24 protein-coding genes and 4 pseudogenes are annotated in these 22,375 nt (G+C 63.4%); 11 read left to right on the top strand and 17 right to left on the bottom strand.

Annotation, left to right across the window (positions count from 1 at the left end; translation table 11 throughout):
* Position 1 precedes the first annotated feature (1 nt).
* From prfA to H9L14_RS13800, 3 genes are read right to left on the bottom strand one after another with little or no spacing between them, the layout of a single operon-like run.
* Positions 2–1,087 carry a peptide chain release factor 1 gene (gene prfA / locus H9L14_RS13810; RefSeq protein ID WP_187708554.1) on the bottom strand — a complete coding sequence of 362 codons (1,086 nt, stop codon included), beginning with the start codon at positions 1,085–1,087 and terminating at the stop codon, positions 2–4.
* Positions 1,084–2,322, bottom strand: coding sequence for a histidine--tRNA ligase (gene hisS / locus H9L14_RS13805; protein ID WP_187708553.1), 1,239 nt, complete (start codon positions 2,320–2,322; stop codon positions 1,084–1,086). The genes prfA and hisS overlap by 4 nt, the downstream gene beginning before the upstream one ends.
* 10 nt (positions 2,323–2,332) lie before the next feature.
* Positions 2,333–2,662 (bottom strand): DMT family transporter, encoded by a 330-nt coding sequence (locus H9L14_RS13800; protein ID WP_246444217.1) that lies wholly within the window; start codon positions 2,660–2,662, stop codon positions 2,333–2,335.
* 133 nt (positions 2,663–2,795) lie between these two features.
* Between H9L14_RS13800 and H9L14_RS13795 the strand changes: the two genes are divergently transcribed.
* Positions 2,796–3,338 (top strand): DUF1345 domain-containing protein, encoded by a 543-nt coding sequence (locus tag H9L14_RS13795; RefSeq protein WP_246444216.1) that lies wholly within the window; start codon positions 2,796–2,798, stop codon positions 3,336–3,338.
* Here the strand turns inward: H9L14_RS13795 and H9L14_RS13790 are convergent.
* From H9L14_RS13790 to ispG, 4 genes are all read right to left on the bottom strand, one after another.
* Positions 3,335–4,240, bottom strand: coding sequence for a DMT family transporter (locus tag H9L14_RS13790; RefSeq protein WP_246444215.1), 906 nt, complete (start codon positions 4,238–4,240; stop codon positions 3,335–3,337). The two genes, H9L14_RS13795 and H9L14_RS13790, sit on opposite strands and share 4 nt — an antisense overlap.
* A 26-nt stretch (positions 4,241–4,266) precedes the next feature.
* Complete coding sequence (locus H9L14_RS13785; protein ID WP_187708552.1) at positions 4,267–4,743, bottom strand: retropepsin-like aspartic protease family protein; 477 nt, start codon at positions 4,741–4,743, stop codon at positions 4,267–4,269.
* A gap of 62 nt (positions 4,744–4,805) precedes the next feature.
* Positions 4,806–4,934, bottom strand: a complete 129-nt coding sequence (locus tag H9L14_RS16795) for a hypothetical protein (RefSeq protein ID WP_281389387.1) — start codon at positions 4,932–4,934, stop codon at positions 4,806–4,808.
* A 41-nt stretch (positions 4,935–4,975) separates the two neighbouring features.
* Complete coding sequence (ispG, locus tag H9L14_RS13780; RefSeq protein WP_187708551.1) at positions 4,976–6,109, bottom strand: flavodoxin-dependent (E)-4-hydroxy-3-methylbut-2-enyl-diphosphate synthase; 1,134 nt, start codon at positions 6,107–6,109, stop codon at positions 4,976–4,978.
* A gap of 109 nt (positions 6,110–6,218) precedes the next feature.
* On the opposite strand from ispG, the gene H9L14_RS13775 reads away from it, so the two are divergent.
* The 4 genes from H9L14_RS13775 to H9L14_RS13760 all read left to right on the top strand — a co-directional run bounded on the left by H9L14_RS13775 (position 6,219) and on the right by H9L14_RS13760 (position 10,676).
* Positions 6,219–7,343 (top strand): toll/interleukin-1 receptor domain-containing protein, encoded by a 1,125-nt coding sequence (locus H9L14_RS13775; protein WP_187708550.1) that lies wholly within the window; start codon positions 6,219–6,221, stop codon positions 7,341–7,343.
* Positions 7,327–8,397: a hypothetical protein gene (locus H9L14_RS13770; protein ID WP_187708549.1), complete on the top strand. Its 1,071-nt coding sequence runs from the start codon at positions 7,327–7,329 to the stop codon at positions 8,395–8,397. The genes H9L14_RS13775 and H9L14_RS13770 overlap by 17 nt, the downstream gene beginning before the upstream one ends.
* A 26-nt stretch (positions 8,398–8,423) precedes the next feature.
* Positions 8,424–8,822: a hypothetical protein gene (locus H9L14_RS13765; RefSeq protein WP_187708548.1), complete on the top strand. Its 399-nt coding sequence runs from the start codon at positions 8,424–8,426 to the stop codon at positions 8,820–8,822.
* 99 nt (positions 8,823–8,921) lie between these two features.
* Positions 8,922–10,676 carry a DUF4231 domain-containing protein gene (locus tag H9L14_RS13760; protein WP_187708547.1) on the top strand — a complete coding sequence of 585 codons (1,755 nt, stop codon included), beginning with the start codon at positions 8,922–8,924 and terminating at the stop codon, positions 10,674–10,676.
* A gap of 4 nt (positions 10,677–10,680) precedes the next feature.
* On the opposite strand, the gene H9L14_RS13755 is transcribed toward H9L14_RS13760, so the two are convergent.
* Entirely contained in the window at positions 10,681–10,881 is a 201-nt protein-coding gene (locus H9L14_RS13755; RefSeq protein WP_187708546.1) for a type II toxin-antitoxin system antitoxin, read from the bottom strand.
* Between the two features lie 6 nt (positions 10,882–10,887).
* Positions 10,888–11,786 (bottom strand): annotated as a pseudogene (locus H9L14_RS13750) (SPFH domain-containing protein).
* A 107-nt stretch (positions 11,787–11,893) separates the two neighbouring features.
* Here H9L14_RS13750 and H9L14_RS13745 point away from each other — a divergent pair.
* Positions 11,894–12,817 carry an isoaspartyl peptidase/L-asparaginase family protein gene (locus H9L14_RS13745; RefSeq protein ID WP_187708545.1) on the top strand — a complete coding sequence of 308 codons (924 nt, stop codon included), beginning with the start codon at positions 11,894–11,896 and terminating at the stop codon, positions 12,815–12,817.
* On the opposite strand, the gene H9L14_RS13740 is transcribed toward H9L14_RS13745, so the two are convergent.
* From H9L14_RS13740 to H9L14_RS13715, 7 genes and pseudogenes are all read right to left on the bottom strand, one after another.
* Complete coding sequence (locus H9L14_RS13740; protein ID WP_187708544.1) at positions 12,793–13,932, bottom strand: GNAT family N-acetyltransferase; 1,140 nt, start codon at positions 13,930–13,932, stop codon at positions 12,793–12,795. The genes H9L14_RS13745 and H9L14_RS13740 overlap by 25 nt on opposite strands.
* Positions 13,919–14,512: pseudogene (locus H9L14_RS13735) on the bottom strand (glycerophosphodiester phosphodiesterase family protein); the annotation flags it as partial. The gene H9L14_RS13740 and the pseudogene H9L14_RS13735, both read right to left, overlap by 14 nt.
* 91 nt (positions 14,513–14,603) lie before the next feature.
* A pseudogene (locus tag H9L14_RS13730) lies at positions 14,604–15,064 on the bottom strand (RidA family protein).
* 32 nt (positions 15,065–15,096) lie between these two features.
* Positions 15,097–15,843 (bottom strand): SDR family NAD(P)-dependent oxidoreductase, encoded by a 747-nt coding sequence (locus tag H9L14_RS13725; RefSeq protein WP_187708542.1) that lies wholly within the window; start codon positions 15,841–15,843, stop codon positions 15,097–15,099.
* Positions 15,840–16,139 (bottom strand): hypothetical protein, encoded by a 300-nt coding sequence (locus tag H9L14_RS17190; RefSeq protein ID WP_343070200.1) that lies wholly within the window; start codon positions 16,137–16,139, stop codon positions 15,840–15,842. The genes H9L14_RS13725 and H9L14_RS17190 overlap by 4 nt, the downstream gene beginning before the upstream one ends.
* 77 nt (positions 16,140–16,216) lie before the next feature.
* The gene (locus tag H9L14_RS17185) at positions 16,217–16,456 is read right to left on the bottom strand and encodes a hypothetical protein (protein WP_343070199.1); all 240 of its coding nucleotides are present in this window, start codon (positions 16,454–16,456) and stop codon (positions 16,217–16,219) included.
* A complete protein-coding gene (locus H9L14_RS13715; RefSeq protein WP_187708541.1) occupies positions 16,453–16,719 on the bottom strand; it encodes a DUF3572 family protein in 267 nt (88 codons plus the stop codon). The genes H9L14_RS17185 and H9L14_RS13715 overlap by 4 nt, the downstream gene beginning before the upstream one ends.
* A 48-nt stretch (positions 16,720–16,767) precedes the next feature.
* Here H9L14_RS13715 and H9L14_RS13710 point away from each other — a divergent pair, with 48 nt between their 5' ends.
* The gene (locus H9L14_RS13710; protein WP_425506914.1) at positions 16,768–17,148 is read left to right on the top strand and encodes a response regulator; all 381 of its coding nucleotides are present in this window, start codon (positions 16,768–16,770) and stop codon (positions 17,146–17,148) included.
* Between the two features lie 15 nt (positions 17,149–17,163).
* Here the strand turns inward: H9L14_RS13710 and rpmG are convergent, their stop codons facing one another.
* Positions 17,164–17,331 carry a 50S ribosomal protein L33 gene (gene rpmG / locus H9L14_RS13705; RefSeq protein WP_187708539.1) on the bottom strand — a complete coding sequence of 56 codons (168 nt, stop codon included), beginning with the start codon at positions 17,329–17,331 and terminating at the stop codon, positions 17,164–17,166.
* A gap of 146 nt (positions 17,332–17,477) precedes the next feature.
* On the opposite strand from rpmG, the gene H9L14_RS13700 reads away from it, so the two are divergent.
* The 4 genes and pseudogenes from H9L14_RS13700 to H9L14_RS13685 all read left to right on the top strand — a co-directional run bounded on the left by H9L14_RS13700 (position 17,478) and on the right by H9L14_RS13685 (position 22,335).
* Positions 17,478–17,798, top strand: a complete 321-nt coding sequence (locus H9L14_RS13700; protein WP_222949850.1) for a hypothetical protein — start codon at positions 17,478–17,480, stop codon at positions 17,796–17,798.
* 41 nt (positions 17,799–17,839) lie between these two features.
* Positions 17,840–19,440 (top strand): annotated as a pseudogene (locus H9L14_RS13695) (cisplatin damage response ATP-dependent DNA ligase).
* Between the two features lie 47 nt (positions 19,441–19,487).
* Complete coding sequence (locus tag H9L14_RS13690) at positions 19,488–20,783, top strand: metal-dependent hydrolase family protein (protein WP_187708537.1); 1,296 nt, start codon at positions 19,488–19,490, stop codon at positions 20,781–20,783.
* Between the two features lie 7 nt (positions 20,784–20,790).
* Positions 20,791–22,335 (top strand): S10 family peptidase, encoded by a 1,545-nt coding sequence (locus H9L14_RS13685; protein WP_187708536.1) that lies wholly within the window; start codon positions 20,791–20,793, stop codon positions 22,333–22,335.
* Positions 22,336–22,375: the final 40 nt, after the last annotated feature.

The raw sequence follows: 22,375 nt of genomic DNA, 5'->3' as shown, positions 1-22,375 counted from the left end.
GTCACGCTTGTTCGAGACCGGCGAGCCTCTCCGCCTCGTCCTCCGCGGCCAGCGCGTTGAGAAGTTCGCCAAGTGCCGGCCCTTCGAGAATCTCCGGCAACTTGTGCAGCGTCAGATTGATCCGATGGTCAGTCACCCGGCCCTGCGGAAAATTGTAGGTGCGGATGCGCTCGGAGCGGTCACCCGAACCGACCATCGACTTGCGGGCTCCGGCGCGCTCGCTGGCGAGACGCTCTCGCTCCATTTCGAAAAGGCGCGTGCGCAGAACCTTCATCGCCTTCGCCTTGTTCTTGTGCTGCGACTTCTCGTCCTGTTGGATGACGACGAGGCCGGTCGGCAGGTGGGTAATGCGCACCGCGCTGTCGGTGGTGTTGACCGACTGACCACCGGGACCGGAGGACCGGTAGACGTCGATGCGCAGGTCCTTGTCATCGATCTGGACGTCGACATCCTCCGCTTCCGGAAGCACGGCAACGGTCGCAGCGGAGGTGTGAATGCGCCCGCCGCTCTCGGTCGCCGGCACGCGTTGAACCCTATGCACCCCGCTTTCGAACTTGAGTCGAGCGAAGACGCCCGGTCCGATGATCGAGGCGACGGCTTCCTTGTAGCCTCCGACGTCGGACGCGCTCGCGGAGATCAATTCGAACTTCCAGCCCTGCGACTCCGCGAAACGCTGGTACATTCGGAGCAGGTCGCCTGCGAAAAGCGCGGCCTCGTCGCCACCAGTTCCCGCGCGGACTTCGAGCATTGCAGCGCGCTCGTCGGCGGAATCGCGAGGCAGGAGCTTGATGGCCAGGGCGCGCTCGGCGTCGGGAAGCTTGTGACGGATCTCGTCGGCCTCGGCCGCAGCCATCTCCTTCAGCTCCGCTTCCGCCGCGGGGTCGGCCACCATCCCGTTCAGGACTTCGAGCTCGGCGCGCAGACGGCGGACTTCGCGAGCAGCCGCAGCGACGGGCTCGATCTGCGCATATTCCTTGGACAGGCGCACGAAGTCGTCCGGCGAGAGGTCGCCAGCGGCCATTGCGTCGGCAAGTTCCTGCTTCTTCGCCTCGATGGACGCGATACGCTCCGACGAAATCTGGGTCATTTGCGGATCGCATCCCCGATCAGGTCGAGCGATACCGCTCGCTGCTCACCAGTTGTGAGGTCCTTGAGCTGCGCCTCTCCGCTCTCGAGCTCATTGTCGCCAAGGATTAGCGCATATTTAGCGCCCGACGCGTTCGCGCGGCTCAGCCGCTTTTTCATGTTGCCGCGATAGGCCATGTCGGCGGCGATGCCCTCGCGGCGAAGTCCTGCCACGATTCCTTGCGCCGCAGCCTCGGCCTTATCGCCGAGCGGCACGACCGCCACGGTCGCCGCTTCCGGCTTGGGCGCATCGATCATCATGCCCAGCCGCTCAATTCCGGCCGCCCAGCCGACGGCTGGCGTATGCGGACCGCCGAGCGCCTCGATTAGGCCGTCATAGCGGCCGCCGGCGATCACCGTCCCCTGCGCTCCAAGCCGGTCGGTGACGAACTCGAAAGCCGTGTGACGGTAATAGTCCAGCCCGCGAACGAGGTGCGAGTTTCTTACCCACTTCACACCCGCCGCATCGAGGCCGGCCGTCACCTGCCCAAAGAAATCGGAAGCCTCACCGGTCAGATAATCGTCGATCGAAGGCGCGGCGTCCGCGATCGGGCGTTCCTTCGGATCTTTCGTGTCGAGAATACGGAGTGGGTTGCGCTCGAGCCGGGCCAGGCTGTCCTCGGACAACGAATCGCGATGCGCTTCGAAATACTCAATCAAAGCCGACCGCCAGGCATCGCGCGTCTCCGCATCCCCAAGCGTGTTGAGCTGAAGCGTCACGCCTTCGTGGATGCCGAGTTCGCGCAATAGCTGGTCGCCGAGCGACAGCAGTTCGACATCCGCAGCGGCCTCGCCTGCCCCAATCACTTCGGCGTCGAGCTGGTGGAACTGGCGGAAGCGGCCCTTCTGTGGACGCTCATAACGAAAGGCCGGTCCGTGCACCGCGAGCTTCAGCGGCGCGAACTGCTGCCAACCCTCGCTGAGATAGGCCCGACAGATGCCCGCCGTGAACTCCGGACGCAGGGTGATCAGCTCGCCGCCGCGATCCTCGAACGAATACATTTCCTTGGACACGACGTCGGTGGTCTCGCCGATCGTGCGAGCGAAGACGGCGGTCTGCTCGATCACCGGAACCTCGACGCGCCTGAAGCCGAACAGGCGGCGGACGCGATCGAACGCGTCGACCACTGCGTGGAAGCGGTCGGCCTCTTCTCCTAGCAAGCTCTGGGTCCCGCGAACGGGCTGGGGCGTCGTCATTGCGGGGGACTTAGGCGGTGAGCTTCAAGCCCGCAATCGCCGCCACGATTGCGAAGATCAGCAATATGCGGACGGTCGCCGCAGGCTCGCCGAACCAGAGGATGCCGACGATCACCGTGCCGACCGCGCCGATCCCGCCCCAGACCGCATAGGCCGTTCCCATCGGGATCGAGCGGGACGCAAGCTCCAGCAAGCCCATGCTGATTGCGACCGAAGCGAGAAAGGCGATCGTCCACGGAGCATTCCTGAAGCCATCGACGAAACGCAGCGACGTCGTGAAGCCGACTTCGAATACGCCTCCCAGAATGAGCCAGAACCAGGCTATGTTTCGCCTCCGCAACCAACTTGCCGATTGTAGGTTCTGCGCTCATGGCGAGCAGTGGCATGAATATCAATCGTATCGCCCCGTGGCGTTTCCTCTTGTTCTTCGCGATCCTGATCGCCGCCTGGATCGTTGCGATCGGGCGGGCGCAGTGCTTTCGCGAGGTCTGCTGATCGGGTTCGACGTCGCCGCAATCGCTTTCCTTGCTTCCTACGCGCCGACGTTCCGATTTGACGCGAAGCGCATCCGCCAGGAAGCAGCCCACAACGACGCCAACCGCGCAATCCTGCTCATCCTCAGTTTTGTGCTCACCATCATGATCCTGGCCGTGCTCGTCGGCGAGCTCGCTCAAGGCGGGAAGATCTCGAGCCTCGACAAGTTCATCGTCACCGTCAGCCTCATTCTGGTCTGGACGTTCGCCAACGCAGTCTACGCGCTTCACTATGCTCATCTCTATTACACGGCAGACGATGGCGGCCGCGATTGTGCCGGCCTCGAGTTTCCCAAGATGCGCGAACCGCTGATGGCGGACTTCGCCTATTTTGCCTTTACGCTTGGTGTTGCGGTCCAAACCAGCGACGTGGCGATCACGTCACCACACATCCGCAAGGTCGTCACCGTCCATTGCGTGGTCGGCTTCTTCTTCAATCTTGGTGTGCTTGCGTTGACGGTGAACATACTCGGATCCCGCTAGGTCGCGACCTCCACTTCACCCGGCGCAGCAATCTTGCTCCGGGCGGCAATGATACATCCTCCGACGATCATGCCGGCACCCGCAACGGTGTAGAGAGAGACCGGTTCTTGGAAGACGATCCAGCCGAGCGCAGCGGCCCATAGGAATGCGCTATATTCGGTCACTGCGAGGTAGCTCGCCTCGGCACGCGCATAACCCCAGGCAAAGAGCATGGCGCCGGCCGTCGACATAGCCGCAGCAATGACGATCCACGTCCACCAATAGTCCGATGGCCAGTCCGGCAGGCCCGCGAACGGAATGACCGCCAGCCATAGGACCAGAACGGTCAGCGACTGGAAGAAGGTGATCTCGAGCGGCTTGGCCGCCAGCGCCTGATGCCGCATCAAGACGATGTTGCAGGCATAGCAAAGCGCGGAGCCAATGATGGCGACGCTACCCATCAGGACGTCGGGACCAAGCTCGGCCCGCGCTTGCCCCAAGACAATAACGAGAACCCCGGCAAAGGCCGCAACCGAGCCGCCGATGGATCGTCCGCCGATTTTCTCGTGCAGGAAGAGCGCCGCGAGCATGAGTGCGATTAGCGGAGCGATAAACGTCAGGGCGATGGCTTGGGCGAGCGGCACCCGGCCGATTCCCCAGAAGAAGAGGAACGCCATAACGGTAACGATCAAGCCTCGCGCAACGTGGATCCTGAGCGTCGACCGACTCGGCCATGGAAGGCGGCGCGGGAGGTAGAGGCTCCCTGAAAGAATGAAGCCGACGACCGACCGCCAGATGCTGACAGCGTAGATCCCTATCGCCAGCACCAGCGCCTTCATCACAGCGTCCATGACCGACAGGATGCCGACTGCGGCTAGCGCCGCGAGAAAGGCCTGGACGGGATGTTGGGCGACGCGATTCACGCACCGCCCTTAGCCATGAGCGTCGGCTAGCGCAGCACCATATAATCGCCGCGCATCTGCACCTCGCCCATCCGCGACAGATAGGACTGGCCGAGAAGCGACAGCTCCGAACCCTCGAGGATTGCCCCGCGGACATCGGTCACCTTTTTCCCGTCCACATCGACCTCGTGCAGCATGATCGGCTTGCCGCGAATCGGGCCCGAAGCGCCCTCGCCAATATATTCGAATTCGGCCGGATTGACGGGAATGCCGATGCGCTGGGCGTCTTCAACGGTGAGGGCGACACCGCTTGCGCCGGTGTCGACCAGGAAGCGGACGAGTTCGCCGTTCACTTTCGCGTGGACGTAGAAATGCCCGTTGCTTTCGCGCTCGAGGACGGTCTCACGGGCTTGGCCGTCATTCTGCGGAACGGAGGCCGGTGCGGCTGGCGGGCGCTTGGACGTCGGCACGGCGAGGCCGATCACGGTTCCGACAGCAATGAACGCAAAGAGAGCTCGGTACATTGAGCTGCAATTTAAGCGCAACTCGTCAGCAATTGCTTAAACTCGCGAAGATGCTGTGGTGATTACAGGTCTGCGTCAGGCGAAGACGGTGCGGGCTGCGAGGCATCATCGATCAGCAGCGGCGGCTCCGACGGCTCCATGGTGCCGGCGAGCGCTCCGCCCAAAATCAGAATGAACAACAGCTTGGCCACGGCGCGACAATGCGCCCAACAAGGTGAAAAAAGGCTGAACTTTACTCGGCTGCGTCGAGAGTCTCGTCGCTTGCGGACGCCGCCTCGATTTCCGCGGCCTTGGCCTCGACCAGCTTCACGATGTGCTCGATCATGTCCTCGTCGCGAACATGATGGTCGGTGACTCCCGACAGGAAGACCATGTGCTTGCCCTGGCCGCCACCAGTGATGCCGATGTCGGTCTCGCGGGCTTCCCCTGGACCGTTGACGACGCATCCTAGCACCGAGAGCGACATGGGCGTGCGGATATGCTGGAGCCTTTCCTCCAGCGTCTGGACCGTGCGGATCACGTCGAAGCCCTGCCGCGCGCAGCTTGGGCAGGAGACAACACGAACGCCGCGATTGCGGATGCCGAGCGCCTTCAGGATCTCGTAGCCGACGCGAACTTCTTCCTCCGGCTCGGCGGAAAGGGATACGCGGATCGTGTCGCCGATCCCTGCCCAAAGCAAAGAGCCGATGCCGATCGATGACTTCACGGTGCCACCGATCAACCCGCCGGCTTCCGTAATGCCGAGGTGCAATGGACAATCCACTGCGTCTGCTAGCGCATGATACGCAGCGACCGCGAGGAAGACGTCGGACGCTTTGACCGCGACCTTGTACTCTCGGAAGTCGTGATCCTCGAGAATTCGGATGTGGTCGAGCGCGCTCTCAACGAGGGCCTCGGGGCACGGTTCGCCATACTTTTCGAGAAGGTCCTTCTCGAGGCTTCCGGCGTTCACGCCAATGCGGATCGCGCAGCCGTTGGCGCGAGCCGCCGCAATCACTTCCTTAACACGGTCTTCAGAACCGATGTTGCCGGGATTGATTCGCAGGCAGGCCGCTCCGGCGTCCGCCGCTTCGAGCGCGCGCTTGTAGTGGAAATGGATGTCCGCAACGATCGGGACGTTCGCCGCGCGGACGATCTCCTTCAAGGCCGCCGTGCTGTCCTGGTCGGGGCAGGAGACGCGAATAATATCCACGCCTGCATCCTCGCAGCGTCGGATCTGATCGATCGTGGCGCCCGCATCAGCAGTCGGCGTGTTGGTCATTGTCTGAACGGTTACGGGCGCATCTCCGCCCACCGGAACGGAGCCGACCATGATCTGACGCGACTTGCGGCGCGCGATATCTCGCCACGGGCGAATTGAGGACATGGCGGCGCATATAGGGCCTGCCGCCGCTACGGCCAAGCGAGGTCCGAGGACTGATTCGCGTTAAATTCGCGGAAATGGTAAGCGATTTAGCGGAGTTGCGAGGGCAGCGATGACGTTACTTGCCCGGCCGTCTGAGTGGATTCATCCCGACCGGGATGCAGCTTCGGCGACGCCCTTCGCCGGTGGCTCGAAGCACTATTTCGCATTCCTCAGCTACAGCCACCGCGACGAGCCGACAGCGCGCTGGCTCCATGATGAGCTCGAGAAGTTCCGCGTGCCCGGCCATCTGGTCGGCCGCGTCACCGATCACGGTTCCGTACCTCGAAGGCTCACCCCGATCTTCCGCGACCTAAGGGAGCTTCCTGCGTCGGATGACTTGGGCCACGAGATTCGTGCCGCGCTCTCGACGTCGCGCTTCCTGATCGTAATCTGCTCGCCGGCGGCGGCTGATTCCAAATGGACCAATGCCGAGATCGAGGCCTTCAAGCGCGTGCACCCCGAAGGCTGCGTCCTCGCCGCGATCGTGGCCGGCGAGCCCTTTGCATCCGAGCATCCGGGCAGGGAGCAGGAAGAATGCCTGCCGAGGGCGCTCCGGTTCCGGTACGATCGACGTGGACGTCCGACGCCGAAGCGAGCCGAGCCACTGGCAGCCGACCTTCGCGGCGATGCCGAAGTCAGACGCCTGGGATTGCTCAAGCTCGTCGCAGGAATGCTGGGCGTCGGCCTCGACGATCTCATCCGTCGCGACGAAGTCCGGCGGCAGAAAAGGCTAGCCTTGCTGGCTGCCGCATCCCTCGCGGGAATGGTGGTGACGAGCGGACTTGCTTACACCGCTATCCAGGCACGCGACGCTGCTCGCGATCAACGAAGGCAAGCCGAAGGTCTTATCGGCTTCATGCTCGGGGATCTGAAGAACAAACTGGAGCCACTGGGCCGTCTCGATGTCCTTGACAGCGTCGGGGCGCGCGCGCTCGATTATTACCGGCACCAGGACACAACGAGCTTAAGCGACGAAAGCCTGACCCAACGGTCGAGGGCGCTGACCCTGATGGGACAGATCGCAAGCAGCCGGGGGACGTGGATGGAGCCTTCCAGCGCTACCGTGAAGCCTTGGCAGGCACCGCCGAAGCCTTGCGTCGATCGCCCAACGATCCGCAGCGAATTTATGAACACGCGCAAAACGTCTTCTACGTGGGGACGTTGCCCGCCTGCGGGGCATGACGAACGAAGCTGAAGCGGCGATGCGCAACTACAAGGCGTTGGCGCAGCGGTTGATCGCGACCGACCCTTCGAACCCGACCTGGCAAATGGAAGGTATTTACGCCGATACCAATCTCGGAATCCTGCTGATGGAATCGGGTCGGTATTCCGAAGCGGCATCGGTGTTCGAGAACTCGCTATCCGACCGCGAAAAGCTGGCCGCGAGCGCTCCGGACAATGCGCAGTACCGCAAGGCGCTGATTGAGGTCCTGGCGTGGCTCGGCGACGCGCGAGAGAAGGAGGGCCGGCTCGACGACGGCCTCGCGCAGCGGGAACGCCAGATCGTACTACTCCAGCCCCTCATCACCAATCCGAACAGTGACGCGGAGTATCGCCGTCAAGCCGTCGTTGCGTACCGCGCGGCGGGTCGGTTGAACGCCGTTCGAGGAAACCTAGCTGCCGGCATCCAGCAAATGCGCACTTCGGTGAACATTGGCGACGCTCTCCTGAAAGCTGAGCCGGCAAATACGGACTGGGCGGCGATGACCGCTTATTCGAAGCTCGAGCTCGCCAAGTTCGATTTGGCGGCGCGAAACGTCGACGAAGCGTCCGCGCTTGTTCGATCCGGTTGTGATTCCGCGGACAGGCTCGTTTCAAAAGATTCAACGGTTGTTCTCTGGCGCATGGATCTGAGGAGCATGTGCCTCGAAACAAAGATTCGCGCGGCCGTTGGGCGAGGCGCGCTGGCGGAGGCGCAGGAGCTCTCCGGCCAGCTGAACGGACTTGCGCAAGGCGAACTCGCGAGATCGCCTTCGAGCGACGCGCGGCTTGTCCTAGCCAATGCCTACCTCTTGCGGGGCCTGGTCCAAAGCTCGTCCGGGGATCGGGCAGGAGCTCGCGACGCATTTGCGAGTGCATTGCGGTCATGGCCCGCGGAAGCGTCCGACAGGCCGGCACTGATCGCCCGCAAGGTCGTGATCCTGAAAGGATTGGGCCGACGGGAAGAGGCGGGAGGCCTGGCCGCACGGCTGGATCGCATGGGCTACGGCGACCCCACCTACAAGCGCGACCTTTCAATTGTTGGGTAAACGAAAACGAGAAGAGGAGCTCGGTCATGGCAAAGGACGTGAAAGTCGAGGCCAAGAAAGGCGACAAGGGCCTCATCGATTGGGAAATCGACGGGAAGAAAGCAAAAGTCTCGCGGATCGAATTCGATAAGGGCGACAACGACGTGCTGGTAGAGTTCAAGCTTCAAGACACAACCAGCCGGAAGCTTCGCTTCGATACCGAGCAGCCGATCTGGATTCACGAGAATGCGGACGGTCAGTGCCCTTCCCCAGGAGCGACTGACAAGCAGATCGAGGTCGTGAGCTGCGATGACAACACGCTGAAGCTCGTCAACAAGAACGACAAGGAATCGATACTTCGGTATCAGCTGAACTTCGTCGACCAGGCCAATAAGGCCGAGCCTTGCGATCCTGAGTTCAAGAACGGCGGGACTAGTGCGCAATAGGAGCGAGCGATCACTGCGCCTGAGCTGAACCTGCACCAGTCGGGTCGTCGCCGTATGCGGGAGTGCCCACCATCGCTGCCGTTCGTCCTTGCGGTTGGGGTGACCGGCCACCGAAGGGATGCCCTTGCCGCGGATGCGGTTGAGGCGCTGAAGAGCCGGCTGCGCGACGTTCTCGTGGCGATTGCGGCCACGGCAAATGACGTGCGGCGCGCGAACTGCGAGTTCTTTTCCGATGCACCGCTGCGGCTGCTATTCGTCTCGCCGCTGGCAGACGGGGCCGATCAGATCGCCGCCGCAATCGCGCTGGAGCTCGGTTTCGAGCTGCACGCAATCCTTCCGTTCGAACGCGACCGATATCTTGAGGACATGGCGGAAGCGGCCGGCCGCGCCGAATTCGACGCGCTACTCTCGCGCGCGTCCTGCGTGCTCGAGCTTCCCGGGCACACGAGCCATTTGCTCGAGAGCTACGTCATGGCCGGGCGTGCAACGGTTGCTCACAGCGATCTGCTAATCGCCGTATGGGATGGCCTCCCGCCCAGGGGGCGCGGCGGGACTGGCGAAATCGTGCGGCTAGCTCATGACCGAGCGACACCCACGATCCACGTTCCGATTTCGGCCTCGCAGCCAATTACCCTGAGATGGAGCGCCTTCGAGCCCGCCGTCATTACAAGCGCCGAAGACACGGCGAACGTTCGAGGCTTTTCCAATGAAGAGTTGAACGACGTTCTCAACGCGCTGGTGACCCCGCCGCCAGGCGCGCAGGAGCGTAACTTCATCCACAAGTTCCAGAGCGAATGCCGGCGGAAGGTGAAGGCACGGATCGAATATCCGCTTCTACTCGCCGCGACCGGAGTATCGCGCTTCCGCCGACAGCACTGGCGAGCCGATGCGGCGTTCGAGCAGTCCCATGCCGAATGGCGGAGCTATTGCGACGCATGCGAGCGAGTGCAGGCCGTCAGCGCGCCGCTCACTTCCCTCCAGAATTGGTACGAGTGGGCCGACAGCCTCGCCACCCATTTCGCCCAATCTTACCGGAGCGGGCACGTGTTCAATTTCGTGCTGGGTGCGCTGGCCGTACTGCTCGCGCTGACCACATTGGTCCTTCCCGACGCGAAGAAGTATCTTGCAGTCGCCGAGCTCATCGCGGTGCTCGCGATCCTCTTCAACACCTGGTTTGGCACCAGGCAGCAATGGCACCGTCGCTGGCTCGATTATCGTCAGCTGGCCGAGCGTCTTCGGCCCATGCGCAGCCTGAAAATGCTTGCCTTGGCGGCGCCGGACCCACCCGGAACCAGCGCAAATCCGGTCGCTCGACGGTGGATCGACTGGTATGCAATCGCGGTGTGGCGGGCGATGGCTTGCCCTTCCGGGCGGCTCACGCAGGATAAGCTCAAGATCCTCACAGAAACGATCGCCGAACATGAGATCACCCCGCAAATCGACTACCACCGTTCGACCGCGCGGCAGGTCGAACGGCTCGACCACCGTCTCGAGATATTCGGCTACAGCCTGTTCGCCCTCGCGCTCGTGGGCTGCATCGCCCTGCTCATCGGGTTCGTGGTCGATCCGGCCTGGGTCAAGCACAACAGCAATTGGTTCACCCTCCTGTCTGCAGGCCTCCCGGCCATCGGCACTGCAGTCTTCGGCATCAGGGTCCAGGGCGACTATGTAGGGAGCGCGGTGCGATCGGAGCAGACCGCGCAGGTCCTGGAACAGATCGTCGATCGCCTGGAGCGGGAGCCTGCGAACCTTCCGCGGGCGGGAGACCTTGTCGAACAGGCCGCGCGAGCGATGCATGCGGATCTCGACGAGTGGAGGCTGCTGAACCAGCAGCACGATCTTTCGGTCGGCTAGTCGATCAGCCCTTCTTGGGGCGGCCGCGCTTGACCGGCTGTGGTGGCTCCAATTTCACGCCGCGGGCCTTCAGCGCCTCTCTAAGCAGGCATTCGACTTGGCTGTTGACGCTCCTCAGGTCGGCGGCGGCACAGCGCTCGACTGCGGACCAAAGGTCCGGGTCGACCCTCAACGGATATGCCTTGCGCTCGCCGCCGCCAGCCATTTTGACCTAGGTGTAGAGCGTGCCGGTGTTCACCACGGGCTGCGTGTCACGCTCACCGCAGAGCACGACCATCAGGTTCGAGACCATGGCCGCCCGCCGCTCGTCATCGAGGTGGACGACCCTTTCTCGGACAAGGACGCGAGCGCCATCTCGACCATGCCCACCGCGCCATCGACGAGTGTCCGGCGAGCCGCGACGACTGCCTGCGCCTGCTGACGACGTAGCATCGCGCCGGCGATCTCAGTCGCATAGGCGAGGTGCGTGAAGCCACATTCGTCGATCGTGATTCCGGCGACCGCAAGACGCGCGATCAGCTCCTTGCGAAGCTCGACCCCGACCTCGTCGTGGTTGCCGCGAAGGGTGATCTCTTTGTGCTCGAAATCGTCGTACGGATAGCGCGAGCCGATGGTGCGGATCGCCGCTTCCACCTGGACCTTCACGAACTCCCTATAGTCGTCGACGTCGAACAGGGCCTGAGCCGTATCGACCACGCGCCAGACGATCTGGGCTGCCATTTCGATCGGGTTGCCGCGCAGGTCGTTGACCTTGATTCGCTCGGAAATGAAGTTGACCGATCGGACCGAGACCTTCTTGCGAATCATCCATGGCCACACCCAGCGGAGGCCCGTTGCACGATCCGTGCCGCGGTAATCCCCGAACAAGGTGATCGCGGAGGCCTGGTTGGGCTGCAACATGAAGAATCCTGGCGCGATGAGCAGCAGCGCGATCGGTCCGAGGAGCACCGCTAGGACCGGCGCCCAGCCGGCCGCGTAATTGCTCAGATTGTAGGCGCCAAAAGCAATGAGAAGGATGTCGAGCAACAAGAGAAACAGCATCAGGTAGCCGCTGGATGTTGAGGCCGCCCGCTCCCGGCTGGCCTTCAAGGCGGTGACATTGTCAGCCACGAGAACCTCCCTGTTAAAGTGATATCAAAATAATATCGCACTCAATCTGAGTCAATCCGACATCAGCGACGTGGATTTGGAACCCGTCGGTGGCTAGGAACGCCCCCATGACTATCTCCTGGAAGCTTGTGATTCATGGCGGCGCAGGTGCGATGCGCCCGGTCCATGGCGACGAAGATCATGAAGAGCGTGCGCGGCAGGGATTGCGCAATGCTCTCGAGGCGGGGTCTGCGATCCTGAACAACGGCGGAAGCGCGGTCGACGCGGTCGAGGCTGCTGTTCGAGTGCTGGAGGACGACCCCTGCTTCAACGCCGGACGCGGAAGCACCCTCAACGCGCAGGGCATCGTCGAGCTCGATGCCGCCATCATGGACGGTGAGGATCGCCGGGCCGGCGCCGTTGCAGGAGTCCGCACAACCCGCGCGCCGATCAGCCTGGCGCGCACATTGATGGAGCGCGGTCCGCACGTGTTCCTCTCATATGAAGGCGCCGATCGTCTCGCGATCGAGGCCGGGCTCGCGCAGGTCGACAACAGCTGGTTCGTGACCGGCGAACGCCGTCGGCAGCTCGACGAATTGCTCGAAAAAGGCGGCTTCGACGCTGACGTCAAATACGGAACCGTCGGCGCGGTTGCGGTTGATACGAACGGGCATGTGGCCGCCGCTACATCGACGGGCGGACTGACGGCCAAACAGTGGGGCCGGATCGGCGACTCGCCCCTGATTGGCGCCGGCACTTACGCCGACGACCGCTCCGCAGCGGTTTCGGCGACCGGCTCGGGCGAATATTTCATTCGCGCCGTCGCCGGCCATCAGTTGGGTGAACGAGTTCGCCTGGCCGGAGAGACGCTTCAGGACGCGCTCGACGGAACGCTGGAAGACATTAAACAGCTCGGCGGATTGGGCGGACTGATTGCCGTCTCGCCGAGCGGCGATTGTGCCTGGGGATTCACGACACGCGCCATGTATCGCGGCGTCGCTGGCCCGGAGATGCAGAAGGTCGCGATCTACGCTGAGGAAGACATGCGGTAGGGCAGAGCCCGCCGCAGCCAGTCCAACTCCGCGCCGATTGCCCGCCGCTCCTCGACCAGGAACTGCTCGACCGCGTCGCGGAATCCCGGATCGACGATGAAATGCGCTGACTTGGTGACCACTGGCTCGTAGCCGCGCGCAAGCTTGTGCTCGCCCTGCGCACCAGCCTGCACACAGGTCACACCATTCGCGATCGCCCACTCGATCGCCTGGTAGTAGCAGAGCTCGAAATGAAGGAACGGGACCTCGTCGACCGTTCCCCAGTAACGGCCGTAAAGTGTGTCCTGGCCTATGAGATTCAGGGCGCCGGCGACCGGCTCGCCGTCGCGCATGGCGAGGAACAGGAGCAGCTTGTTGCCCATGCTCTGGCCAATGAGGTCGAAGAATTTGCGGGTCAGGTAAGGCCGTCCCCATTTGCGGGAGCCGGTGTCCTGGTAGAAGCGCCACATCCAGTCCCAGTCAGCCGCGCCGATCTCGGCACCACGCAGAGTTCGGAACTCGAAACCATGCCGCGCTGCGTCACGTTCCTTGCGGATCGCCTTGCGCTTGCGGCTGGTCAGCGCCGCAAGAAAGTCTTCGAAACTGCCGTAGCCGCGGTTCCGCCAATGGTACTGGATGCCATCCCGGATGAGCCAATTGCGCCGCTCGCATTCGGCGACGCCACCCTCATCGATGAAGGTCATATGCGCCGATGAGATCTCATTTTGGACGACCACCGCCTCGGCAGCCGCAAGCAAGTGCTGCGGCTGGGTGCCGAGCAAGCGCGGCCCGGGCACGGGGGTGAAGGGAACGGCGATCTGAAGCTTCGGGTAATAGGTCCCGCCCGCGCGCTCAAAGGCGTCGGCCCAGCCATGGTCGAATACATATTCGCCCTGGCTGTGAGTTTTCAGATAGGCGGGCGCCGCCGAAATCAGACGGGAAGATTCGTCCTCGACAAGGATGGCCGCAGGCGTCCAGCCGGTGCCTTTGCCGACGCTGCCCGACTCCTCGAGCGCCGAGAGGAAGGCATGGCTTACGAACGGGTCATCGCCCGAAAGCCTGTCCCAGGCGTGGCTGTTGAGACCGCTCACCCCCGACGCCAGTTTGGCAATTACTTCCGATTCACGGTCGGCCATCGGCTTCCCAGATAAGGGCATCGGCGTGAACCTGCGCTTGCGCGCGCTGCTCGGGCGATCGTATCGTCCAGCTGTAGACTGGCATCCGCTCCCGTTCGCGGGCGATCCATGATTTTCCGAGAGAAGTACGATCCACGGCGAGAAAATCGGGATCGGCAAGCCAGATCGCAAGGCTGCGTTGCAGGGGCGAAAGGTCATCGCGAACGACAAGTCCGCGCCGAACGTCAGGCATGTTCGTCTTCAAAAGCCTCGCCAGGCGAGCATCGAAGCTCATCACCCCAAACGGACCGGCGTAGCCCGCGAGCGCACGCCGTAGTGCAGGCACCCAGCGCCAGATATCGCTGTCGACCTTCACTTCCAGCAGCAGCGGAGCGTCGCCTTTCACTAGCGCGAGAAGGCTTTCGAGGGTCGGCAGTGGGCCCTCACCGACCTTGAGCTTCTTTAGCTCCTCATGGGTGGATTGGCCGATGCGAAGCGGACTGCCGCACATGCGCCAGGCATCCGCGTCGTGAAAGACGAGAATCTGGTCGTCGGCGGTAAGCCTCAGGTCGCATTCGATGCCCGCGCCAAGCTCGAGCGCTGCGGCGGACGCGATCAGGCTATTCTCGGGAAAGCCAGAGCCGTAGTGCAGGCCCCGGTGCGCGAACCCTTTCGGGCCCGGCTCGAGCGGGTCAGGCTTTGACCGCGACGATCGCATCCACTTCGACGGCGACACCCAGGGCAGGACCGCGACGCCGACGGCGCTGCGCGCGTGCCGGCCGGCCTCGCCGAACACTTCCTGCATCAGCTCGGAAGCACCGTTCGCGACTTTCGGCTGGTCGGTAAAGTCAGGCGCGCTATTCACGAACACGCCGAGCTTCACGACCTTCTCAACTCGATCTAGCGAACCGAGCGCCGCCTTCATCTGCGCCAGGAGCATGATCCCGCAACGGCGCGCAGCCGCGGTTCCACGTTCCAGGTTCATGTCTTCGCCAAGACGACCTTGAATGAGATTCCCATCTTCGGAGAAGCTGATCTGGCCGGAGATGTGAAGCAGGCCGCCTTGCTCGACCGCCGGGACGTAAGAGGCAACGGGGGCTGCGGGCTGCGGAAGGGTGATGCCGAGTTCGGCGAGGCGCTGGTCGATGCTCATGGCCGCGCCTCAACACCCGCTGGCGCTTCTGGTCAACCCTCGCGGTTAACGGTGAAGCCGGCCCAGCTCTGGCTGACCGGCATCAGCTCGATCGTGTTGATGTTGAGGTGCGGCGGCAGGTTGGCCAGCCACCAGAACAGGTCCGCGAGGTCTTCCGAGGTCATCGGCTTCATGTTTGCATAGAGCGCGTCCGAGGCAGCCTTGTCCCCTCCTGTCCTCACAATAGTGAACTCGGTCTCGGCCATGCCCGGCTCGATCGAGGTCACCCGGACACCGGTTCCGGCGAGGTCGCAACGAAGGTCAAGCGAGAACTGGCGGACGAACGCCTTGGTCCCTGCATAGACCGCTCCACCTTTGTAGGGATACGTCGCAGCGACCGAGGACAGGTTGATGATCTGCCCCTTGCGCTCGACCAGCTTCGGAAGAAGCACGCGAGTGAGCGCGACCAATCCCGCGATATTTGTGTCTAGGACTTCTTCGATCCGCTCCCAATCCGTCTCCGGCATCGGGGTCATTGGTGGCGCCAAGCCCGCATTGTTGAGCAGGAGGTCGATGTCGCCCCAGGGCGGCGAAAGATTCGAAAGGCTTTCGACGGCCTCGCGATCGCGCATGTCGATTTCCAGCGGCAGGAGGGCGTCGCCCAGCTCTTGCTGAAGCTCTCGGAGCCTCTCGGCGCGACGGCCGGTGCCGATAACTCGCCATCCGTCGGCTGCAAAGCGCCTTGCCGCGGCCTGACCAAATCCCGCAGTCGCGCCAGTAATGAGGATGGTCTTGGTCATTTCTTCTCCGAAAGCTTGTCGAGGATCCAGTCGGTGGCGGTGGGCCAGTCGTCGATCCGCGCGTGGGCGTGCTCGGCCATTGGAACGGCTCCCGCAACGCGAGGCTCCGCGATCATGTGAAGCCGCCAGACCTTGGGAGCATGTTTCGCGACCGAAGCGTGATGCATCGGCAGATCGTCGACGAACACGGCTCCCGAGGGACGGCGCTTCTTGAGCAGCTGCTTCACCGGCGCGCCCTTGCCGCCGGTGTTGCAGATGACGTCATGGCGTATGCCGTGGCTTGCAAGCTGCTCCACGCGCCAGGGATGCGCCTCGTTGCCGAGGTTGGTGAGGATGACGATGTCCGCGGCCTCGCCGATCCGGCCGAGCGCTTCTACTGCCCCGGAACCAAGGTCTGGCGGTGCATTTCCCCGCGAAAGAACGCGTCGAGCAGGATCCAGGCCTGGTCGAGCGCAAGCGACTCGCCTGTCTGGACGACGGTCATCGCCTCGGACCAGCGGCCGGTTTCCAGCTCGAAGCGGACACCATGCTCCGCCTCCAGCCACTCGGCGAAGTGGCTGACCATATGCAACAGCACTTCGTCACAATCGGTGATGAGCAGCGGCCGCTTCACGCTTCCAGGTCCTCCCGGGCTGCGACCAGCTCCGCCGGCTTCACGCCCATCGCATCGGCTACATCGATCAGGTCGGGTTCGTGCGCTTCGAGGAAGCGCAGCAATGCGGCAAGCAACGCCGGCTCCGCAGCCTGGAGGCGCAACTCCTCTGTGTCGATTCCGGACAGGTCGAGGAACCGCCGGGCGCGGCGTTCGTCGGTCAGTGTGGCGGCAAGCGCGGAGAGCGCGAGCGTCTCAGCGTCATTTGTCGAGCGAGCCCGCATGGCTTAAGTCGTTGCTAGAGAGAGTGGGGGAATATTCGGTTGGCCAAGATCCTGATTGTCGAGGACAACGCCCTCAACATCAAGCTGTTCTGCGATCTGCTCGCAGCGCATGGCCATGAGCCGCAGGCCGTGACCGACAGCCGCCTCGCCCTCGACGCAGCGCGCGAGTTCGTTCCCGACCTGGTGATTACCGACATCCAGCTCCCGCACGTCAGCGGGCTGGAGCTCATTCAGCTGATTCGCGCCGACGAGGCGATCAAGGACGTGCCGATCATGGCGGTCACCGCATATGCGACCGCAGGCGACGAGGAGCGCATCCGCGGAGCGGGCGCTGAATCCTACGTGACGAAGCCGATTTCAGTCGCGCGGTTCGTGCAGGAGGTGGACTCACTGCTCGCGCGGAAAGAGCCGGTAACCGCCGACGCGTAAAGCGCCGGCAGCGGCTTACTTGATCTTCGCTTCCTTGAACTCGACGTGCTTGCGCGCGACCGGGTCGTACTTGCGGAAGCTCATCTTCTCGGTCTGGTTCCGAGGGTTCTTCTTGGTAACGTAGAAGAAGCCCGTGTCGGCCGTGCTGACGAGCTTGATCTTGACGGTTGTCGGCTTGGCCATCGCGCCTATCCCAAATGCTTGAAACGAAGAGAGCGGCGCGCGAGGCGGCCGCTCGATCGCCGGCGCAAATGACTGGCCCGAGCCGTTTTGTCAAGAAGACGCGGCCGCGTAACACGCTCTTAACCATCATCGGTGAAACTGCGCTCATGGCTCGGGCACGCAAATCTGACTCGCTAAGCGACGTTCGTCAGCAGCTCGGTGAGCGCATCGCCGACCTGACGAAGCGCGCGACCCGACTGTCGCCGCTCGATATCCACGCCCAGATGGACGCGATCCGCGAGGTTGCGGCGATCAACGGGTTTGCCGCGCTCGAATGCCTTGCGCACCGCTCGGCACAGCTGGCGCTTCTGCCCGGCCACCGCGTTTCGTTGCAGTGCTGCCTCGAACATATGGATGAAGCTCTTTCGAGCAATCGCAGCACCGACACGAACGCAATTCTCGCCGCGCTTGCCATTCGTCTTCACTAAAGTTTCGGCACCGCAACGCCATTGAGGCATTGTGATGCCCGATGCGCGCCTTCTCCCAGCTGCTGGACGACCTCGTCTACACGCGCTCGCGCAACACCAAGCTCAAGCTGATCGGAGATTACCTCAAGGAAACGCCCGACCCTGATCGGGGATCGCGCTCGCCGCGCTGACCGCGACGCTCGACATTCCCCATGTAAAACCGGCTGCCATACGCGGGCTGGTCGAAGAGACGATCGACCCGGTCCTGTTCCGCATGAGCCGCGACTATGTCGGCGATTCGGCGGAGACGATTTCGCTGCTCTGGCCCAATGCGGCAGATGGCGAGCCGGAGCTGGACGACGCTACCGTCAGCATTTCCGCCGCCGTCGATCGCCTTCGCTCGGCAAGCAAGATGGACGCGCCGAAGGTGCTCGCAGAGATGCTCGACCATCTCGATGCGTCCGGCCGGTACGCGCTTCTGAAGCTGGCGATGGGAGCATTACGCGTCGGCATTTCGGCCCGGCTCGCAAAGCAGGCGCTTGCCGACGCCTTCGGGATTGACGTCGAAGCGGTCGAGGAAGTCTGGCACGGCCTCGCTCCGCCCTATCTGGAGTTATTTGACTGGGCCGAAGGCCGCGGGCCGCAGCCGACTGCGCGCGACGTTCCGGTTTTTCGGCCCTTCATGCTCGCCCATCCGCTCGAAGAAACGAAGGTCTCGCTCGACGACTATGCGGCGGAGTGGAAGTGGGACGGAATCCGCGTCCAGATCGTGCGGACAGCGGGGCAGACGCGCCTCTACAGCCGGACCGGCGACGACATCAGCGGCAGCTTCCCCGAGATTGCCGAGGCCTTCACGGCGGAGGGAGTTCTCGATGGCGAGCTTCTCGTTCGAGGCACCGATCAAGGCGCTGCCGATCTCCATGGCGGGGCGGCCGCCAGCTTCAACGCGCTCCAGCAGAGGCTCGGCCGCAAGAACGTCAGCCAGAAGATGCTCGGCCAATATCCGGCGTTCGTGCGTCTCTACGACATATTGCTCGAAGGTGCCCGCGACCACCGCGAACTGCCCTGGTCCGAGCGGCGCAAGCGGCTGGAGAGCTTCGTCCCGACGCTCGAAGCCGAGCGGTTCGACATCTCGCAGCTGATCAAAGCGGCGAACTTCGACGAGCTGGAAGCTCTCCGCGCGGGTGCCCGCGACGCGGCGATCGAGGGCATCATGCTGAAGCGTCGAGACAGCCCCTATGTGGCGGGTCGCCGGGCAGGCCTCTGGTACAAGTGGAAGCGCGATCCGCTGACTGCCGATTGCGTGCTGATGTACGCCCAGCGCGGTTCTGGAAAACGCTCAAGCTATTACAGCGACTATACCTTCGGCTGCTGGAACGAAGCGGGCGAGCTGCTTCCCGTCGGAAAGGCCTATTTCGGTTTCACTGACGAGGAGCTGCGCTGGATCGACCGCTGGGTCCGAAGCCACACGATCCAGCGCTTCGGCCCGGTCCGCGAAGTCGAGAAGAGCCTGGTGTTCGAAGTCGCCTTCGATTCGATCCACAAGAGCACTCGTCACAAGTCCGGCCTCGCCATGCGTTTCCCTCGCGTCAGCCGTATCCGAACGGACAAGCCGGCGAACGAAGCCGACCGCATCGAGGCCCTGCTCGCCATGGCCACTTGAAGCGATTGCGACTCCCGTTACGGTCACGCACCGAAGGGGAGAGTTGCATGCTGAAACTGTTAGCCGCCGTCGCGGCGCTGACCGCCGCTTCCACTGCCAGCGCCGAAACCTACGCAATCCAGGCCGGACGTCTGATCGTCGATGCCGCGCAGCCCGCACGCGGAGCGTCGACCGTGATCGTTGAGAATGGGCGGATCGCGCGGATTGAGAACGGCTTCGCTGCGCCCGCCGGTGCGACGATCGTCGACGAGCGCGGCCGCACGGTGATGCCGGGCATGACCGACGTCCACGTCCACTTGACGCAGACCTCCGGGACACCCTGGTATGCGTACTTCACGAAGAAATATTCCGCTCCTTACGCGACCACTCTGGGCCTGACGCATGCGCTGGAAATGGCGCGCGGCGGGTTCACCACGGTCCGCGATCTCGGTGGCGATGCAAGCGCAGTGACCGCGGTTCGCGACGCGGTAGCGGAAGGACGCTTTCCGGGTCCGCGCATCCGAGTCTCCGGCGACCCTCTCTCGATCATCGGCGGTCACGCGGACGCGGCGACCGGTCTCCCGCCCGAGTTGGCGCAGGCCGTGAACGACGCGCACTTGAGCCCGGCCGTTTGCACCGGCGTCGAGCAGTGCCAGACGGCGGTTCGCAAGCTCGCGGCCGAGGGCGTCGATGTCATCAAGATCATGGCAACTGGGGGCGTCCTCGATCCGGGGGCGATGGGCCTCGAACAGCATTTCAGTGACGCCGAGATGAAGGGCATCGTCGAGGCGGCCCACGCAATGCACCTCAAGGTGGCCGCCCACGCTCATGGCGCGCAGGGAATCCTCGCCGCCACCAACGCGGGCGTCGATTCGATCGAGCACGGCACCTTCCTCGATGCCAAAGGCGCTCAGGCGATGAAGGCGCACGGTACCTATTATTCAGCGACCCTCATGGCGTTCAGCGGAGTCCAGGCGCTGATGGGCAGCGGCAAGCTGCCGCCCGAATCCGAAGCCAAGGCGCGGCAGACCTTCGCCGTCTGGGGCAAAGGGCTGAACCTCGCCTATCGCTCCGGCGTGAAGATCGCCCTCGGTACCGACAGCGCTGTCGCTCCTCACAATCAGGCCAACAAGGAACTTGAGCTGATGGTAACGAAGGGCGGGATGACTCCGCGGGACGCCCTGATCGCTGCGACGAAGGGCGGTCCGGACCTTCTCGACATCTCAAGCGAGACCGGGACTCTCGATCCCGGCAAGTCAGCCGACCTGATTGCAGTCGAAGGAGACCCGTTGGTCGATCCGACCGCTGTGCAGCGCGTCGGCTATGTCATGGTCGGCGGCAAGCCGATCCCGATGAAGGACTGACCGAAGCATGCGTTCGTCACTATTGGCGCTGAGCCTCCTCCTCTCCACCACCGCCTTTGCCGCCGATACGCCAGCCCCTGCCGGCGATGCCCCGCCAGCGAAAGCGAAAGAGGAAGCCGCGAAGCCGGATCCGGATGTCGCCGCCGCAAGCGTCGAGGAAGACGCCCAGCCGAAGAAGCGCTCGATCTCGATGCGCGACCGGTCGCTGAGCTACACGGTCACGCCTGGTCACCTGACGATCCGCGACGATGACGGCGCGCCCAAGGCGAGCATGTTCTACGTCGCCTACACGGTGGACAACGGGCGCGGTCCCGTTCGGCCAGTGACCTTCCTGTTCAATGGCGGGCCGGGTTCGTCGACCATGTGGCTGCACATGGGCAGCTTCGGGCCGGTGAAGGTGGACGCCTCGCTTCCCGAAACGGTTCAGGGCCCTCCGTTCCGCTACGGTGCGAACCCGGACACGTTGCTGGACGTCAGCGACCTTGTGTTCATCGACGCGCCGACGACCGGGCTCTCGCGGCCATTGGGCAAGGCCGAATCGAAGGACTTCTTCGGTGTCGACAAGGATCTCGATGCGTTCGGCCGAACCATCCAGCGCTACCTGACCAAATATGGGCGCTGGAATTCGCCCAAGTTCATCATCGGCGAAAGCTACGGGACGACCCGAGCGGCGGGCCTATCCACCGCGCTCGCGGACCGCGGCGTTCAGCTCAACGGCATCGTGCTCGTCTCGACGGTGCTGAACTTCAACAGCTTCAACGGCGATCAGTCGATGGTCAACTTCTTGCCGACCTATGCGACCAACGCCTGGTATCACGGCAAAGTCGCCGAACCGAAGCCGGACCTGATGAGCTGGGTGGCCGAGGCGAAGGCGTTCGCCGCCGGCCCTTACGCCGCCGCCCTACAGAAGGGCGCCGCAATCACCGAGGCGGAGAAGCAGTCCATTGCACAGCAAATGGCGCGGCTGACCGGCCTGTCGGAGGCATACATCCTTCGCTCGAACCTGCGCGTGAATCCCGACCGTTTCGAGCGCGAGCTCTTGCGGGATCGCCGCCAGATCATTGGCCGGATCGATTCGCGCTATGTCGGCACGGACGCCGACGCGGCAGGCGAGAAGCCGAGCTACGATGCACAGGCTGCGGCCATTACCGGCGCCTTTGCCGGAGCGCTGAACGACTATTTGTTCCGCGACCTCGGCTACAAGACGCCGCTCAGTTACCGGCCGAACAATTACGCCGGCATCGGCGAGGACTGGAACTTCCAGCACAAGTCGGTCGAGGGGCAGCAACTCGCAGTCGACACAAGCGCCGACCTCGCTGCGGCAATGCGCGGCAATCCCCGGATGAAGCTGCTTTCAGTGAACGGTCTCTATGACTTGGCGACGCCATTCTTCGGGGCTGATTATGACATCGGCCATATGGCGCTGGAGCCGCAGATCACGGCGAACATCCGCTACACTTACTATCCGGCGGGCCACATGATGTACACGGACCCGGGCTCTGCACGGCAGCTCAAGGCCGACCTCGCGGATTTCTACGCAAGCGCTCAATAGGCATGAAAAAGCCGGCGGGACTTGCGTCCCGCCGGCTCCT

The organism is Sphingomonas sediminicola, assembly GCF_014489515.1.
GTDB classification, from domain to species: Bacteria; Pseudomonadota; Alphaproteobacteria; order Sphingomonadales; family Sphingomonadaceae; genus Sphingomicrobium; species Sphingomicrobium sediminicola.
Note: the sequence above shows the minus strand (reverse complement) of the source record. Positions and strands in the feature narration are given on the sequence as shown.

What these genes read in the sequence shown, in the direction of transcription:
- prfA (WP_187708554.1), bottom strand. Translation starts at nt 1,087, where the DNA reads ATGACCCAGATTTCGTCGGAGCGTATCGCGTCCATCGAGGCGAAGAAG.
- H9L14_RS13700 (WP_222949850.1), top strand. Translation starts at nt 17,478, where the DNA reads ATGGCTCGGGCACGCAAATCTGACTCGCTAAGCGACGTTCGTCAGCAG.
- H9L14_RS13715 (WP_187708541.1), bottom strand. Translation starts at nt 16,719, where the DNA reads ATGCGGGCTCGCTCGACAAATGACGCTGAGACGCTCGCGCTCTCCGCG.
- H9L14_RS13740 (WP_187708544.1), bottom strand. Translation starts at nt 13,932, where the DNA reads ATGGCCGACCGTGAATCGGAAGTAATTGCCAAACTGGCGTCGGGGGTG.
- rpmG (WP_187708539.1), bottom strand. Translation starts at nt 17,331, where the DNA reads ATGGCCAAGCCGACAACCGTCAAGATCAAGCTCGTCAGCACGGCCGAC.
- H9L14_RS13685 (WP_187708536.1), top strand. Translation starts at nt 20,791, where the DNA reads ATGCGTTCGTCACTATTGGCGCTGAGCCTCCTCCTCTCCACCACCGCC.
- H9L14_RS13725 (WP_187708542.1), bottom strand. Translation starts at nt 15,843, where the DNA reads ATGACCAAGACCATCCTCATTACTGGCGCGACTGCGGGATTTGGTCAG.
- ispG (WP_187708551.1), bottom strand. Translation starts at nt 6,109, where the DNA reads ATGTCCTCAATTCGCCCGTGGCGAGATATCGCGCGCCGCAAGTCGCGT.
- H9L14_RS13755 (WP_187708546.1), bottom strand. Translation starts at nt 10,881, where the DNA reads ATGGCTGGCGGCGGCGAGCGCAAGGCATATCCGTTGAGGGTCGACCCG.
- H9L14_RS13690 (WP_187708537.1), top strand. Translation starts at nt 19,488, where the DNA reads ATGCTGAAACTGTTAGCCGCCGTCGCGGCGCTGACCGCCGCTTCCACT.
- H9L14_RS13775 (WP_187708550.1), top strand. Translation starts at nt 6,219, where the DNA reads ATGACGTTACTTGCCCGGCCGTCTGAGTGGATTCATCCCGACCGGGAT.
- hisS (WP_187708553.1), bottom strand. Translation starts at nt 2,322, where the DNA reads ATGACGACGCCCCAGCCCGTTCGCGGGACCCAGAGCTTGCTAGGAGAA.
- H9L14_RS13765 (WP_187708548.1), top strand. Translation starts at nt 8,424, where the DNA reads ATGGCAAAGGACGTGAAAGTCGAGGCCAAGAAAGGCGACAAGGGCCTC.
- H9L14_RS13785 (WP_187708552.1), bottom strand. Translation starts at nt 4,743, where the DNA reads ATGTACCGAGCTCTCTTTGCGTTCATTGCTGTCGGAACCGTGATCGGC.
- H9L14_RS13745 (WP_187708545.1), top strand. Translation starts at nt 11,894, where the DNA reads ATGACTATCTCCTGGAAGCTTGTGATTCATGGCGGCGCAGGTGCGATG.
- H9L14_RS13770 (WP_187708549.1), top strand. Translation starts at nt 7,327, where the DNA reads ATGACGAACGAAGCTGAAGCGGCGATGCGCAACTACAAGGCGTTGGCG.